Origin of the sequence: Nocardioides sp. QY071, from assembly GCF_029961765.1 — a bacterium.
Taxonomy (GTDB): domain Bacteria; phylum Actinomycetota; class Actinomycetes; order Propionibacteriales; family Nocardioidaceae; genus Nocardioides.
This window is the reverse complement of record NZ_CP124681.1, coordinates 4180500-4195629: the sequence shown is the minus strand read 5'-3', so window position 1 is coordinate 4195629 and position 15130 is coordinate 4180500. Positions and strand designations below refer to the sequence as shown.

The 15130-nt window shown below is 72.7% G+C and carries 14 protein-coding genes; 6 read left to right on the top strand and 8 right to left on the bottom strand.

The window, feature by feature from the left end:
* Positions 1–17: 17 nt before the first annotated feature.
* Positions 18–662: a UdgX family uracil-DNA binding protein gene (locus QI633_RS20165; RefSeq protein WP_282426861.1), complete on the top strand. Its 645-nt coding sequence runs from the start codon at positions 18–20 to the stop codon at positions 660–662.
* Here QI633_RS20165 and QI633_RS20160 read toward each other — a convergent pair.
* The 3 genes from QI633_RS20160 to QI633_RS20150 form a co-directional block, all read right to left on the bottom strand.
* Positions 647–1567, bottom strand: a complete 921-nt coding sequence (locus QI633_RS20160; protein ID WP_141797731.1) for a pseudouridine-5'-phosphate glycosidase — start codon at positions 1565–1567, stop codon at positions 647–649. The two genes, QI633_RS20165 and QI633_RS20160, sit on opposite strands and share 16 nt — an antisense overlap.
* The gene (locus QI633_RS20155; RefSeq protein WP_282426860.1) at positions 1564–2682 is read right to left on the bottom strand and encodes a PfkB family carbohydrate kinase; all 1119 of its coding nucleotides are present in this window, start codon (positions 2680–2682) and stop codon (positions 1564–1566) included. The genes QI633_RS20160 and QI633_RS20155 overlap by 4 nt, the downstream gene beginning before the upstream one ends.
* A 263-nt stretch (positions 2683–2945) precedes the next feature.
* Positions 2946–3674, bottom strand: coding sequence for a hypothetical protein (locus QI633_RS20150; RefSeq protein WP_282426859.1), 729 nt, complete (start codon positions 3672–3674; stop codon positions 2946–2948).
* A gap of 33 nt (positions 3675–3707) precedes the next feature.
* On the opposite strand from QI633_RS20150, the gene rlmC reads away from it, so the two are divergent.
* Positions 3708–4874, top strand: coding sequence for a 23S rRNA (uracil(747)-C(5))-methyltransferase RlmC (gene rlmC / locus QI633_RS20145; RefSeq protein WP_282426858.1), 1167 nt, complete (start codon positions 3708–3710; stop codon positions 4872–4874).
* Here the strand turns inward: rlmC and QI633_RS20140 are convergent.
* Entirely contained in the window at positions 4859–5599 is a 741-nt protein-coding gene (locus tag QI633_RS20140) for a hemolysin III family protein (protein WP_141797737.1), read from the bottom strand. The genes rlmC and QI633_RS20140 overlap by 16 nt on opposite strands.
* Positions 5600–5692: 93 nt before the next feature.
* A complete protein-coding gene (locus QI633_RS20135; RefSeq protein ID WP_282426857.1) occupies positions 5693–6892 on the bottom strand; it encodes an AIM24 family protein in 1200 nt (399 codons plus the stop codon).
* An 81-nt stretch (positions 6893–6973) separates the two neighbouring features.
* Here QI633_RS20135 and QI633_RS20130 point away from each other — a divergent pair, with 81 nt between their 5' ends.
* The 4 genes from QI633_RS20130 (at position 6974) to QI633_RS20115 (ending at position 9983) form a co-directional block, all read left to right on the top strand.
* The gene (locus QI633_RS20130) at positions 6974–7747 is read left to right on the top strand and encodes an isoprenyl transferase (RefSeq protein ID WP_141797739.1); all 774 of its coding nucleotides are present in this window, start codon (positions 6974–6976) and stop codon (positions 7745–7747) included.
* Between the two features lie 40 nt (positions 7748–7787).
* Entirely contained in the window at positions 7788–8552 is a 765-nt protein-coding gene (locus QI633_RS20125) for a siderophore-interacting protein (protein ID WP_141797740.1), read from the top strand.
* Complete coding sequence (locus QI633_RS20120; protein ID WP_282426856.1) at positions 8549–8998, top strand: DUF3817 domain-containing protein; 450 nt, start codon at positions 8549–8551, stop codon at positions 8996–8998. Before QI633_RS20125 ends, QI633_RS20120 begins: the two co-directional genes overlap by 4 nt.
* A 103-nt stretch (positions 8999–9101) precedes the next feature.
* Positions 9102–9983, top strand: coding sequence for a TIGR03619 family F420-dependent LLM class oxidoreductase (locus tag QI633_RS20115; protein WP_282426855.1), 882 nt, complete (start codon positions 9102–9104; stop codon positions 9981–9983).
* A gap of 73 nt (positions 9984–10056) precedes the next feature.
* Here QI633_RS20115 and QI633_RS20110 read toward each other — a convergent pair whose 3' ends face one another.
* The 3 genes from QI633_RS20110 to QI633_RS20100 are packed head-to-tail and all read right to left on the bottom strand — an operon-like array spanning position 10057 to position 14746.
* Positions 10057–12768 (bottom strand): branched-chain amino acid ABC transporter permease/ATP-binding protein, encoded by a 2712-nt coding sequence (locus QI633_RS20110; RefSeq protein WP_282426854.1) that lies wholly within the window; start codon positions 12766–12768, stop codon positions 10057–10059.
* Positions 12765–13508, bottom strand: a complete 744-nt coding sequence (locus QI633_RS20105; RefSeq protein ID WP_282426853.1) for an ATP-binding cassette domain-containing protein — start codon at positions 13506–13508, stop codon at positions 12765–12767. Before QI633_RS20105 ends, QI633_RS20110 begins: the two co-directional genes overlap by 4 nt.
* Positions 13505–14746 (bottom strand): ABC transporter substrate-binding protein, encoded by a 1242-nt coding sequence (locus QI633_RS20100; protein WP_282426852.1) that lies wholly within the window; start codon positions 14744–14746, stop codon positions 13505–13507. The genes QI633_RS20105 and QI633_RS20100 overlap by 4 nt, the downstream gene beginning before the upstream one ends.
* Positions 14747–15130: the final 384 nt, after the last annotated feature.

Below are 15130 nucleotides of genomic sequence, written 5' to 3'. Positions count from 1 at the left end.
CGGGGTACCGCGCGCTCGTGGGAGCCGAGGAGTGGGTGCCGGACCGGCCGACGCTGCCGCGGCTGCGGGCCGCGGTGCAGGAGTGCCGCGGGTGCGAGCTGTACCGCGACGCCACGCAGGGCGTGATGGGGGACGGCTCACCGGACGCGGACCTGGTGCTGCTCGGTGAGCAGCCCGGCGACCAGGAGGACCGCGCGGGCGAGCCCTTCGTCGGACCCGCCGGACGGGTGCTCGACGACGCCCTCGACGACGCCGGTCTCGCGCGGGACCGCGTGTTCCTGACCAACGTCGTCAAGCACTTCCGCTGGTCCGGGATACGCGGCAAGCGGCGGATCCACCAGTCGCCCAAGCAGCAGCACGTCGCGGCCTGTCGACCGTGGCTCGAGGCCGAGCTCCGGCTGCTCCGCCCGCGCGGCGTCGTGCTGTTGGGCGGTACGGCGGGCAAGGCGCTCTACGGGCCCTCGTTCAAGGTCGGCGAGTGCCGCGGTCGACGGCTCGCCTGGCCCGAGGACCGGCCGGTCGACGTACCGCCGGCGTGGGTGCTGGCGACCACCCACCCGTCGGCGGTGCTGCGGGCCCGCGACCAGCGGCAGGCGGCGTACGACGGGCTGGTCGCTGACCTGCGGCTCGCGGTCGAGCTCCTGGGTCAGAGCGCGGAGTAGGCGACCGCGATGGCCGCGCCCAGCCGGGCGTTGTCGCGCACCAGCGCGATGTTGGTCTCCAGCGAGGCACCGCCGGAGAGCTCGACGATCCGGCCGAGGAGGTACGGCGTGATGTCCTTGCCGCGGATCCCGCGCTCGTCGGCGTCCGCGAGCGCCTGCTGGATGGTGCGCTCGATCTCGGCCTGCGGGATCTCGTCCTCGACGGGGACCGGGTTGGCGACGGAGACGGCGCCCTCCAGACCGAGGTCCCACTTGGCGCGCATCATCGCCGCGACCTGCTCGGGCTCGTCGAGGCGCATCGGGGCGGCGTACCCGCTGGAGCGGGAGAAGAACGACGGGAACTCGTCGGAGCGGTAGGCCACGACCGGGACGCCGAGGGTCTCGAGGACCTCGAGGGTGCGGCCGATGTCGAGCAGCGACTTCACGCCGGCGCTGACGATGGCGACGTCGGTGCGGCTCATCTCGGTGAGGTCCGCGGAGATGTCCATCGACGACTCGGCGCCGCGGTGCACGCCGCCGAGACCCCCGGTGACGAACACCCGGATCCCGGCGAGCGCGGCCAGCCGCATGGTCGCCGCGACGGTGGTCGCTCCGTGCGCGCGGCGGGCGGCGACGTACCCGAGGTCGCGGATGCTGACCTTGGAGACCGACGGGTCGGAGGCGAGGACGTCGAGCTCGGTCGCGGACAGGCCGATCCGCGGCACTCCGTCGAGCACGGCGATCGTGGCGGGCGTGGCGCCGCCGTCGCGGACGATCTGCTCGACCTCGCGGGCCATCTCGACGTTGCGCGGGTACGGCATCCCGTGGCTGATGATCGTCGACTCCAGCGCCACGACCGGGCCGCCGGCCGCCAGCGCCTCCGCGACCTCGGGGGCGACGGACAGGAGCGGGTGGGGGCTGGTCACGGGAGGGTCTCCGTTCGGTCGGGGCGGTGGGCGTGGATCGCGGTCGCGAGGTCGGGGCGGACGTTGTCGGGGTGGGCGATGGTGAGCGCGGCGGCGGCGTGGCCGAGCTCGGCGGCCGCGACGGGGGTGGCGCCGTCGGTGCGGGCGGCGACGTACGCCGCGGTCATCGCGTCCCCCGCTCCGGTCACGTCGACCACCTCGGCCGGCGGCGCCTCGAGCACGGTGACCGCGCCCTCGTCGCTGAGCAGGCTGCCGCGCCGGCCCCGGCGTACCCACACCCGGCGCACCCCGCGCTCGTGCAGCTGCGCCGCCGCGCGGGTGATCGCGGGCCGGGTGTTGGCGACCGCGGAGCCGGTCAGCGCGGCCAGCTCGGCGAGGTTGGGAGTCACCGTGTCGACCGGCGAGCCGTCGAGCAGCGGCGCGAGGCGGCCGGCCTTGGCAACGCTGACCGGGTCGAGGAGAAGAGGTACGCCGTGCTGCGCGCACGCGTGGATCGCCCAGCGCGCGACGTCGGCCGGGATGTTGCCGTCGACCACGAGGAAGTCCGCGCGGGGCAGCAGGTCGCGGGCCCGGCCCAGTGCGTCGACGGTGAGCGCGTCGGTGGCGCGCATGTCGGAGGCGCCGATGACCAGCTCGCCGTCGTGGCCGAGGGTGGCCAGGTAGGTGCCGGTGGCGAACGCCCCGCGGACCACGTGGTCGACGTACACGCCCGCGTCGGCGGTGTGGGCCATCAGCTCGCGGCCGAACACGTCGTCACCGACGGCCGCGACCAGGAAGGTACGCCGGCCGAGCCGGGCCAGTCCCTCCGCGATGTTGCGGCCCACGCCGCCGGGGGAGGTGCGGATCGTGGACGGGTTGCTGGTGTGCAGCGCGGCCGGGGCGTCGGTCACCGCCTTGACGTCCATCACCGCGCCGCCGAGCACCACCACCTGCGGCTCGTCGCGCACGATGTAGCCGCGCCCGGCGATCGCCCCCTTGCGGGTCAGCGAGGACAGTGCCATCGCCACCGAGGCCCGGGTGCTGCCGAGGCGCTCGGCGATCGCCTGGGCGTCGAGCAGCGGCTGGACCCGGACCAGCTCCAGGACCTCGCGCTCGCGGGGGGTGAGAGCGGTCATGCTTAGGATCTTAAGTGACACTTAAACTCATCATCAAGGGGACGTGTCTCGGTGCGCGGTCCGGCCGGTGCCGTCGGGCGAGGTGGAAGTAACACGCCGTCCACGCGACTGGTCGCCACTTCTCCGCAGGAATGGGCCCGAAATGGCTCTCGTTCTGCCGACAGACGGCGAGTAGTGCGGTGGACAGCGTGTTACAGCGCCGGGTAGCGCGCGCCCGCCGCAGCGGGGACGGGCGGGACGGGTGCACGGGCGGGGTGAGGCGGTCAGGTGCTGCCGGGGGCCTCCCGGTGGTGGTTGAGCACCGCGATCTTCTGCCAGATCTTCCGCTCCAGGGACACCGTCAGGGTCTCGACGGTGCTCACGGTGTCGAGCACCACCGGGTCGCGCGAGGCCTCGGCGCACAGCGCGGCGGTCTTGCCGACGAGGCTGAGCAGCTCGGAGCAGTAGTCGAGATAGTGCTCCAGCTCGTCGGTGTCGAGGTCCATCGGGACGCTCGCGTCGGTCGGCACGAACTCGGTGCGCAGCCGCTCGGGGTCCTTGGTCAGCTGGTGCATGTCGACGATGTGGGCCAGCGAGCGCAGCCGGTGGAGGAGTGCGAGCAGGCTGGCGCGCTGCAGCCGCTCGGGCACGGAGTAGAGGAACCAGATCGCCAGCGCCGCGAACACCAGGTCGTTGACCGAGCTCTCCAGCAGCGGGATCCAGGCCAGCCCGTCGTCGGGAGCGTCGACGAGTGCCGAGCGGATCGCCAGCACCATCACCGTCCCGGTCACCACCAGCACCGCCACGATCCCGAACCGGGACAGCGGCCGCAGCCAGGACCGGCGCCCGCGGGCTGTGGCGGTCGAGGAGTCCACCGTCTCCACCAGGCCGGCCAGCTCGCCGGCCACGCGGTTCAGCCCGCGCCCGGGGAAGCGGGCCGCGATGCGCTGCTCGAGGCGGCGCACGGTCGCGAGGACCGGCGCGGCCTGGACGCGCTCGAGCGGGGAGGGCACGGCGGCAGCCTAGTGCCCGCCTACGATGGATCCATGGGTCCCGCCGTCCTCGACTGTGCCCACTTCACGGCGGGGGAGTGCCGCTCGTGCACCTGGCTCGGGCAGCCGTACGACGACCAGCTGGCCGCGAAGCTCGACGCGACCCGGGCGCTGGTCGACGCGCCCGGTCTGGTGTGGCTGCCGCCGGTGACCAGCCCGGCATCGGGCTTCCGCAACAAGGCCAAGATGGTCGTCGCGGGGACGGCTTCGGCTCCCACCCTCGGGATCTTGGACCCGGGCGGTGCGGGCGTGGACCTGCGCGACTGCGCCCTGCACGAGCCGGTCATCGTGGAGGCGCTTCCGGTGCTGGCGGAGCTCGTGCGGCGCGCCGACCTGACGCCGTACGACGTCGGCTCGGCGGCGCCGGTCAGCCAGCGCGGCGAGCTCAAGCACCTGCTCGTGACGGCCTCGCCCGACGGCGAGCTGATGGTGCGGCTGGTGGTGCGCTCGACGGCGGTCGAGGCGCGGGTGCGCAAGCACCTGCCGTGGCTGCTCGGCGTCCTGCCCGGGCTGCGCGTGGTCACGATCAACGTCCAGCCCGAGCACCGCGCGGTGCTCGAGGGGGAGCGCGAGGTGGTGCTGACCGAGGCCGACACCCTGCCGATGCGGCTCGGCGCGGTGACCCTGCACCTGCGTCCGCTCAGCTTCTTCCAGACCAACACCGCCGTCGCCGCGGCGCTGTACGCCGAGGCGGTCGCCTGGGTCGCCGACCTCGCGCCGGCCCGGGTGGTCGACCTCTACTGCGGCGTCGGCGGGTTCGCGCTCCATCTCGCCGCGCCCGGCCGGCAGGTCACCGGCATCGAGATCAGCGCCGACGCGATCGCCTCGGCGCAGCGCTCACGCGACGAGGCCGGGCTGGCGGGGCAGGTCGACTTCGCGGTCGGCGACGCGACCGCGCCCGAGCACGCCGCGCTGCTGGCGGGAGCCGACCTGGTCGTGGTCAACCCGCCGCGGCGCGGCCTGGGGCACGACCTGTCCAGGCGGCTCGAGGAGTCGGGGGCGGCGTACGTCCTCTACTCCAGCTGCAACCCCGAGACGCTGGCGCGCGACCTGGCCGACCTGGCGTCCTACCGACCCGTGCGGGGACGCCTGCTCGACATGTTCCCGCAGACCCCGCACGCGGAGGTGCTGGTGCTGCTGGAGCGTCAGCGCAGCGAGTAGGTCGCCAGCGAGACGCCGACGTAGTGCGCCACGAACGCGGCGACCGTGAAGCCGTGGAAGATCTCGTGGAAGCCGAACACCCGCGGCGACGGGTTGGGCCACTTGAACCCGTAGACCAGGCCGCCCATCGTGTAGAGCGCGCCGCCCACGGCGATGAGCACGAAGATCGCGATCCCGATGCCGAGCCCCATCGCGGTCGCGCCCTCGAAGAACGCCGGGATGAAGAAGATCGCCGCCCAGCCGAGCGCGATGTAGATCGGCGCCGAGAGCCAGCGTGGGGCGCTGGGCCAGAAGATCTTGAACGCGATGCCGAGCAGCGCACCGGTCCACACGGTCGAGAGCATCACGACGCGGGCGGTGCCGTCGAGCAGGATCAGCGCGAACGGCGTGTAGGAGCCGGCAATGAACAAGAAGATGTTGGAGTGGTCGAACCGGTTGAGCACGGTCCAGACCTTCGGCGACCAGGTGCCGCGGTGGTAGAGCGCGGAGGTCCCGAAGAGCAGCAGGGCGGAGCCGGCGTACAGGGCCGAGCCCGCCTTGGTCGTGGCGGTCGGTGAGAGGCAGACGAGCACGATCCCGGCCGCGAGGACGAGCGGGGTGGACACGAGGTGGAACCAGCCGCGGAGCTTGGGCTTGATGTCCGCGACGGTCTCGCTGATCTGTTCCCCGAGGTCGTCCAGCCGGGCGCGGACCTTCTCGTTCGCGTGGTGGATGGCCTGGTTCATGCAGGAAGGGTACCCGCGACCCGTGGACGCAACGACGGCCGGACGAACGTGATCTCACGCTCATCCGGCCGTCGTCGGCGTAGCCCGAACGGGTCAGGCGGTGTGGACCGGCGGACCCTCCGAGGGCTGCACGATGACGAAGCCCGGACCCTGGAAGGACACCTGGAACGCCTCGCCCGAGCCGCGGCCGATGAGGGCGCCCGCCGAGACGGTGGAGCGGATCGAGGTCTGCAGGTGCACCGACCAGGCGACCAGCGCGTTCGCGTCGGCGAAGGTCGGCGCCTCGGCCGCGTTGAGCACGACCGGCGCGCCCTCGGTGGTGATCGCGACCCAGCCGGTGCCGCGCAGGGTGGTGTTGAACAGGCCGCCGGCCGCGATGCTGCCGCCCTTGACCCGCTCGACGTTCCAGTCCAGCGAGGCCGAGAAGGCCAGGACGTTCGTGCCGTTGACCGACAGGCCGCTGTTGTTGAGGTGCAGGATGTGGACCTCGTGCGCGAGGTCGGCGAGGAAGACGTCGCCCTGGCCCTCGACCCGCATCAGCTGCAGGCCCTCGCCGGTCAGCGCCTTCTTGAGGAACTTCGCGGCACCCCCGCCCTGGTAGGCGAAGTTGACGTTGCCCTGGTAGGCGACCATCGAGCCCTGCTTGGCCATGAACGGCTCGGTGATCCGCACCCGCAGCAGCTTCTTGTTCTGCAGGATCGCGCCGGCACCGTCGACCTCGCTGAAGCGGCCGTCGATCAGCTCGCCGGAGATGCCGGCGAAGGCGTCGGCCGGCACCTGCTGGGCGCTGTAGCCGCCCGCCGGCTGCTGGCCCATGGGCTGGTACGACGGCTGCTGGGCCTGCTGGTACGGCTGCTGCACCGGGGCCTGGGCCGGGGCCTGGGCCGGGGGCTGCGCGGGAGGCTGCGCGGGCGGCTGGGACTGCTGGGCCGGCTCGGCCGGCTGGGCGGCGCGCGGGGCGACGGCGGTGACGGCGTCGAAGGAGAACGCGGGCTCGGCCGGCTCGCCCGCGCCACTGTCGGCGGACTCGCTCACCCCGCTCTCGGCGGCCTCCTCGCTGCCGACCCACACGTCGCCGGAGGAGCCGCTGTCCGACGTACCGCCGGAGTCGGTGGCGGTGCCGCTGCCGGTGGCGTCGGTGCCGGTCTCGGCAGCGCCGGCGTCGCCGGACGGGTAGAGCGCGTTGGTCGACTGCACGCCCTGGTCGGACACGTGGTCGGTCCACTGGGAGCCGTCCCAGTAGCGGAGCTCGTGGCGGCCGGTGGGGTCCGGGTGCCAGGCGGCTGCAGTCATGGTCGTCCTATCTGTCGGTTCGCGATTGGTCTCATCGTGTCAGTCGGGTGGGTGACCGGGAACCCCGGCTAACATCAGGGTGTGGCGGATTGGAAGCGCGGTGCGCGCAGGGTGCTCTACCCGGCGTACGAGGCACGCATGCTTCGCAAGATGCCGAGCAACCTGCCCAAGCACATCGGCGTCATGCTCGACGGCAACCGGCGCTGGGCCCGGGCGGTCGGTCGCGACACCGCCCACGGGCACCGCGCGGGCGCCGCCAACATCGAGCCGCTGCTCGGCTGGTGCGACGAGGTCGGCATCGAGGTGGTCACCTTGTGGCTGCTGTCCACCGACAACCTCAACCGTCCCGCCGAGGAGCTCGAGCCGCTGCTCGAGATCATCGTCGAGGCCGTCGACTCGCTCGCCGACCAGCGGCGCTGGCGGCTGCACCCGGTGGGCGCCCTCGACCTGCTCCCCGACGCGGCCGCCAAGCGGCTCAAGGCCGCCGCAGAGGCGACGGCCGACGTCGACGGGATGATCGTCAACGTCGCGGTCGCGTACGGCGGTCGCCGCGAGATCGCCGACGCCGTCCGCTCCCTGCTCACCGAGCACGCCGCCCTCGGCACGCCGCTCGAGCTGCTCGCCCAGCAGATCGACATCGAGCACATCGAGGAGCACCTCTACACCAAGGGCCAGCCCGACCCCGACCTGGTGATCCGCACCTCGGGGGAGCAGCGCCTCGGCGGCTTCCTGCTGTGGCAGAGCGCGAAGTCGGAGTTCTACTTCTGCGAGGCGTACTGGCCCGACTTCCGCCGGGTCGACTTCCTGCGCGCGATCCGCGCCTACGCGCAGCGCGAGCGCCGGTTCGGGTCCTGACCGAGGAGCGAGCTGGGTCACACGGGTAGCCTCAGGACCCGTGAGCAAGCCCATCACGCTGCTGACCGTCGAGTCGACGGAGCAGCTCAGCCCGGGGATGACCCGGATCCGCTTCTCGGGCGACCTGGCCGCCTTCGCGCAGAGCACCTTCACCGACCGCTACGTCAAGCTCGTCTTCGGCGACCCCGCCGAGCTCGAGGCCGGCGGGCGCCCGACGCTGCGCACCTATACCGCGCTCGAGCCCGACGTCGCCGCCGGCACGCTCACCATCGACTTCGTCGTGCACGGTGACGAGGGCATCGCCGGTCCCTGGGCCGCGCGGGCGCAGCCCGGCGACACCATCCACGTCCGCGGGCCGGGCGGCGCCTACGCCCCCGACCCCGCCGCCGACTGGCACCTGCTCGCCGGCGACGAGGCCGCGATCCCCGCGATCCGGCAGGCGCTGGCGGCGCTGGCCGAGGACGCGCAGGGGTACGTCGTGCTGCAGGTCGACGGGCCGTCGTACCAGCAGCCGGTCGCGGCTCCCGCCGGCGTCGCGGTGACCTGGCTGCACCGCTCCGACCCGAGCCACCCCGGCCTGGCCGACGCCGTGCGCGCGCTGCCGTGGCGCGAGGGCCGCGTGCACGCGTTCGTGCACGGCGAGGGGCAGGCCGTGATGAAGGAGATCCGGCCCTACCTGTACGGCGAGCGCGGGGTCCCGCGCGCCGACGTCTCGATCTCCGCGTACTGGAAGCAGGGCCGCACCGAGGAGACCTTCCGCGACTGGAAGGCCGAGCTGGCCCGCACCGAGGAAGGCACGTCATGAACACCCCCACCCGCCTGTTCCGCACCGTCGCGATCGCCGAGGCGATCACGTGGACGGGGCTGCTGCTCGGCATGTTCCTCAAGTACGGGCCGGCCGAGAACGAGACCGGTGTGCGGATCTTCGGGATGCTGCACGGCATCGTGTTCGTCGCGTACGTCGTCACGACCGTGGTGGTCTGGGTGGACCGGCGCTGGTCGGCGGGACGTGGCCTGCTCGCGCTGGTCGCCGCCGTACCTCCGCTCGCGACGCTGCCGCTCGAGTGGTTCGCGATCCGCAAGGGCTGGTTGGGCGACGCGTGGCGGCTGCCCGCCGGGGCTTCGTCCTCGTTCCCCGATCGCGTCGTCGCGTGGCTGCTCACCAACCCGCTGCGCGGTCTGGGCGTGGGCCTGGTCGCCGTCGCCGCGCTGACCGGCGTCGCGCTGGTCGTGGGCCCGCCCGGATCCTGACCCCCGGTCGATCCGGTCGATCCGGTCGATCCGGTCGATCCGGTCGATCCCGGTCAGCGGGAGACCCCTTCCGGCGACCCGGTGAGCCGGTGAGGCTCGCCGGATGAGCGACCTCAACTGGACCCTGTCCGTGGGGATGGTGCCGACCGGCGACCTCCCCGAGCTGGCCCGCGCGGCCGAGGCCGAGGGCTGGGACGCGATCAGCCTCCCCGACTCGGTGTTCTTCCCCGAGCAGGTCTCGGCCGACTACCCCTACTCCGGCGACGGCAAGCGGATGTGGGCCCCCGACACCGACATGCCCGACCCGTTGGTCACCATCGCCGCGCTGGCCGCGGTCACCGAGCGGATCCGGTTCCGGGTCTCGGTGCTCAAGCTGCCGCTGCGCGACCCGCTGCTGCTCGCCAAGCAGGTGTCCACGCTCGCCGTGCTCACCGGGGAGCGGCTCGAGCTGGGCGTCGGACTGTCGTGGATGCCCGAGGAGTTCCGCTTCACCGGCACCGAGATGCGCACCCGCGGCGCTCGCACCGACGAGGCGATCGCCGTCCTGCGCGCCGTGTGTCCCGGCGGCGGCCCGCAGTGGGCGGAGTTCCACGGCAGGCACTACGACTTCGACCGGCTGATCATCTCCCCGGCACCGCAGCAGCCGCTGCCGATCCTGGTCGGCGGCCACACCGAGCCCGCCCTGCGTCGCGCCGCGCGCCTCGGCGACGGCTGGATCTCGGCCAACCTCCCGGCCGCCGACCTGCCGCCCGTGATCGCGCGGCTGACCGGGCTGCGCGAGGAGGCGGGGCGGGCCGACGTACCGTTCTCGGTCTGTGTCTCGCCCGTCGGTGTCGCCGACGCGGCCGGCTTCGACGACCTGGCGGCTGCCGGTGCCACGGACGTGTGGCTCAACCCGTGGCGGATGCTCGGTCACGCCCAGGCCGACCGTGAGGCCCGGCTGGAGAGCGTGGCGAAGTTCGCCGCGGAGTTCATCCACCGCTGATGCACCGCACCCCATGCGAATCGGTCGCGATCTTCGCGAGATCACGACCAAGACGCATGGGGTGCGGTCGACCTCAGACCGAGACGGGTTCGGCCTCCTCGCCGAGATAGGCCCGCCGTACGGCCGGGTCGGTGCGGATCTCGGCGGGGGTGCCCTCGGCGATGCGGTGGCCGAAGTCGAGGACGACGACCCGGTCGGCGTTCTCGAGGACGAGGGCGACGTCGTGCTCGATGAGCAGGATGCCCATGCCCCACTCGTCGGCCAGCCGGCGGACCAGGCGGCCGAGCTCGGCACTCTCGGTCTCGTCGAGGCCGGCGGCCGGTTCGTCGAGCATCAGCACCGACGGACTGCTGGCGACGGCGCGGGCGATGGCGACGAGGCGGCGCTGGCCGTAGGAGAGGTCCTCGGCGCGGCTGTCGAGCAGCGGCGCGAGTCCGAGCTCCTCGACGGCGGCGACCACGGTGGCGGGCATCCGAGAGCGACCGGGGAGGACCAGGTCGGTCAGGTACGCCAGTCGGTCGCGCCGGTCGGCGGCGGCGAGCAGGTTCTCGCGCACGGTCAGGTCGTCGAACAGCTCGAGCGACTGGAACGAGCGGGAGAGGCCGGCCCGGGCGCGGCGGTACGGCGCCCACCGGGTCACGTCGCGCCCGTCCCAGCTGATCGTGCCGGACGAGACCCGGTTGTTGCCGCTGACGCAGTCGATGAGCGTCGTCTTGCCGGCGCCGTTGGGGCCGAGCAGGCCGACGACCTGGCCGGGGGCGACGGTCAGCGAGACGTCGTCGAGGGCGACGAACCCGCCGAAGCGCTGGGTGAGTCCGGCGACCTCGAGGGTGCGCGCCGGAACCGTGGCCCGCTCGGTCGGCGGCAGCGGCTGTGGCCTGCCCGGACGCAGGCCGGGGATCCGTGCCCGCAGCTTGCGGGTGGACGCGTCGATCGACTCGGCGACGCCGTGCTGGCTGGCGATCAGGGTGATGATCAGCAGCAGGGCCGAGGCGAGTGGCAGCCAGGACTGCCAGGTCAGCCCGTCCTGCACCGCAGCGGTGGTGGCCGGACCGTCCGATCCGAGCAGGGTGATCAGGCCGCCGGGCGCGGAGATGGCGCCGATGAACGGACCGGCGAGGTAGCCGGTGCTGCCGATGACCGTCGCGGCGAGCACGGAGATCGAGGCGCCGGGCGCGAAGAGCTGCGGGTAGAGGATCGTCGCGTAGCTGAAGCCCAGCAGCGCACCGCCCAGGCCCGCGATGCCGGCCGAGAGCGTGAACGCATACAGCTTGGCCTCGAAGACGTTGACGCCGATCGCGGCGGCCGCCCGCTCGTTGGTGCGTACGGCGAGCAGCCGGCGCCCGCTGCGCCCCCGGCGTACGTTCGCGACGACGAGCGCGGCCAGGACCAGCGCCACGAGGCAGACCAGCGCGTAGTTGCGGGCGTGGTCGATCGGCTCGATGTCGATGCCGAGCAGGCGGACCTCGCGCGGGGTGACCTTGGCGGTGTAGTCGCTGTTGCTGAACACCATCTGGTGCACGGCGAAGCCCAGCCCGAAGGTGACGACGGCGAGGTTGACGCCGCGGGTGCGCAGTGCGGGCAGCCCGAACAGCAGGCCGACCAGCATCGCCACGACCACGCCGGCAGCCAGCGCCAGCTCGAAGGGCCAGCCGTGGAAGACCACGAACCGCCCGGCGGCGAACGCGCCGATGCCCGCGAGCGCGAACTGGGCGATGGAGAGCTGCCCGGCGTACCCGGTCAGCAGCACGATGGACAGCCCGATCAGCGCGAACGTGGCGCTGATGATGGTGGGCGCGTACCAGTCGGCCGAGGCGCCGAGGCCGACCCAGAGCAGCGCCGCTCCGGCCAGCACCACGACCAGCCACGGGCGGACCCGTCCGGTGCCGACGCGGGGGAGCCGGTCGGTGATGCTGCCGCGCAGCGGCAGGCCGCGGCCGCGCAGCACCAGCACGACGATGATCGCGAGGAACGGTACGGCGTCCGAGACGCCGGTCTGGTCGGTGAAGTGCCGGGTCGCGGACTGGGCGGCGCCGAGGAACAGCCCGCCCAGCAGGGCGAGCGGGTAGGAGCGGAAGCCGCCGAGCAGGGCGGTGGCGAGCGCGCCGATGATGAGCACGCCGAACGGGGTCGGCGAGATGAAGCCGAAGGTGGTCGACGGGAACAGCCCGCCGGCCAGCGCGGCGAGGCCGCCGCCGATCGCCCAGGTGACGCTGGCGAGCAGGTCCGGCGCCCAGCCCAGCGCAGCGGCGCCGCGCGGGTTCTCGGCCGACGCGGACACGGCGTACCCGATCCGGGTGCGGGTGCCGGCGATGGCGAGCGCCAGCGCGGCGATGGTCGCGATGCCGACCAGCCAGAAGGCGTACTGGCCGACCACGACGTCGCCGGCCACGGTGATCGCCTCGTTGGGCAGCGGTGACTCGGTGCGCAGCTGCTGGGCGCCGTACTTGAGCTGGATGGCCTCGGTCAGCATCGTCAGCAGGCCGAGGGTGGCGATCACCCGGGCCAGTGGGCTGGCGCTGCGCAGCGGGCGCAGCACCAGGTGGTGGGTGAGCACCCCGAGCAGCGCGGTCGCGGCGACCGCCGTGCCGAGGGAGACGCCCAGGCCGAGGCCGTGGACGGTCTGCAGCTCGTAGGTGAGGTACGCCCCGACCAGTGCGAAGCCCGCGTGGGCGAAGTTGATCACGCCCGAGCCGCGGTAGATCACGACCAGTCCGAGGCCTAGCAGGGCATAGATGCCGCCCGTGCCGAGGCCGAGGAGGGCGTACCGGATGAGGTCGGTCATGGTTCGGTGCTCTCGCTCAGGTAGGTGGCGGCGATGCGCTCGGCGTCGTCGCGCAGTTCGGAGGCAGGTCCCGAGAGGACGATGCGGCCGCGCCGCATCACGTGCACGTGGTCGGCGATCGCCAGCGCCTGGCGGACGTGCTGCTCGACGAGCACGACCGCGACGCCGTCGTCCGCGGCCCGTCGTACGGCGGCCAGCAACCGCTCGACGACGAGTGGGGCCAGGCCCAGGGACAGCTCGTCGGCGAGCAGAACCTGCGGCTCGGCGGCCAGGATCCGGCCGAGCGCGAGCATCTGCTGCTGGCCGCCCGAGAGCAGCCCGACCTTCTTGGACAGGTGCGGCTCCAGCTCGGGGAAGTAGGCAAGCGCCTTCTCGGCCGACCCGCGGCCGATCTTCAGGTTCTGCCAGCCGGTGAGCTGCATGAAGACGCAGCGCTCCTCGGTCAGGAAGCCCAGGCCCGCACGGGCCCGTTGGTGCAGGCGCCGCCGCCGGGCGTCGCCGAGGACCGCCACCGATCCGGAGATCGGTGCCAGCTCGCCGGCGAGTGACAGCAGCGTGGTGGTCTTGCCGGCGCCGTTGGCGCCGAGCAGGGCCAGGACCTCGCCGGCCCGGACCCGGAGGTCGACGCCGTGGACAGCCGGGGTCCCGGCGTACCCGGCGGTCAGGCCGGTCGCCTCGACGACGACCTGGCCGGGCCGGACCTGGCCGCCCGCGACGGGCGGCGCCTGCACCGCGGTCACGACGCGGGCGTCAGGGAGGCGCCGAGGTCGACGTAGTCGCCGTCCTGGTGGAGCGCGCCGTCCTCGATGTCGTGGAACATGACCAAGGTGTTGAAGATCCGGTTCATGCCGGGGGCGGGGAACTCCTGGGTGAAGTCCAGCTCCGGCGTGAAGCCCAGGCCGTCGACCGCCGAGGCCGCGTCGAACGCCGCCTTGACGCCGGTCGCGGAGACGTCGTCGCTGTCCTTGAGGACCTCGCCGAGCAGCTGGTAGCCGACCCAGGTGCTCTGGTACGACATGTAGGACCAGCCGCCGTTCTCCTCGCTGGACATGTCGCCCACGATCTTCTTCGCCTCGTCCCACACCGGGTCACCGGCAGGCGGGAACGGCGACATGGTGACGGCGTTGTCGAGGGCGCCGCCGGCCTGGCTGATCGCGGAGTCGGTCAGGGTGCCGGGGAACGCGTAGTACTTCGTCTTGCTGCCGAGGCTCGCGCCGGCGGCCGCGACACCGGTCAACGGACCGGACGGGATCGACATGATCGCGCAGTCGTAGTCGCTGATCTCCTGCGCGATGGAGCTGAAGTCGGTGGTCGTCGGCGGGACGGGTACGACGGTCGCCGGGGCGTGGCCGTCGCTGGCGAGTCCGACGTTGCCGAGCTCCTTGACCGAGCCGCTGGAGGGCAGGTCGTACATCACGTTGGCGACCTTGTCGCAGCCGTCCTGGGCGGCCTTGGCGCCCAGACCGGCCTGGGCGATGACGCCCGGCACGATCGGGTAGCTGAGCTTGCTCGACAGCTCCGCGGCGCTGATCACCGGCGGGGCGATCCACGGGATCCCGGCCTTCTCCAGGATCGGCATGATCGTGTCGCCGTTGGCGCTGAAGCCACCGACGACGGCGGAGACACCCTCGTCGACGGCCTTGCGGGCGCAGTCGGCGGCCTTGTTGGGGTCGGCGCCCTCGTTGCAGGGCACGACCACGACCTCGTGGCCGTTGATGCCGCCGGCGTTGTTGATGGCGACCTTGGCCCCGTCGGCGACGTCGAGCGCCGCCTTGAAGTTGATGGTGTCGGTGTCGTAGGGCGTGAACGTCATGACCTTGATCGGGTCACCCGAGAAAGTGACGTCGGCGTTCTGCTTCGGCTTGGCGAAGTCGTCCTTGCCGTCGTCCCCGCCACCGCACGCGGTGAGGCCGAGGAGCAGGACGGATGCGGTCGCAAGGCCGCGGACGCGGCGGCGACGGGTGAACTGGTCGGTCATGGCGCGGAACGTAGGTGCGGGAACCTTCGCCGAATGTGACCTGTCCCACTGAGTGCGACAGGTCACATTCCGGGCCCACCCGCCCAGCGCCGACCCGGCGCCAAGTGGCTCTCAGGCTCTGCCGACCCGGCGCGAAGTGGCTCTCAGACTCCGCGGACCCGGCGCGTAGTGGCTCTCAGGCTCTGCCGACCCGGCGCGTAGTGGCTCCCGGAATCGACTCACCCGGCAGAAACTGTCTCGCTGCCGTTCCTCCGACGGGAAGTTCTGCCGGGTCGGCGTCGATTCCGTGCCACTTTGCGCCGGGTCGGCGTCGATCTCGCGCCACTTCGTGCCGGGTCGGCGTCGATCTCGCGACACCTTGTGCCGGGTCGGCGTGAAATCCGA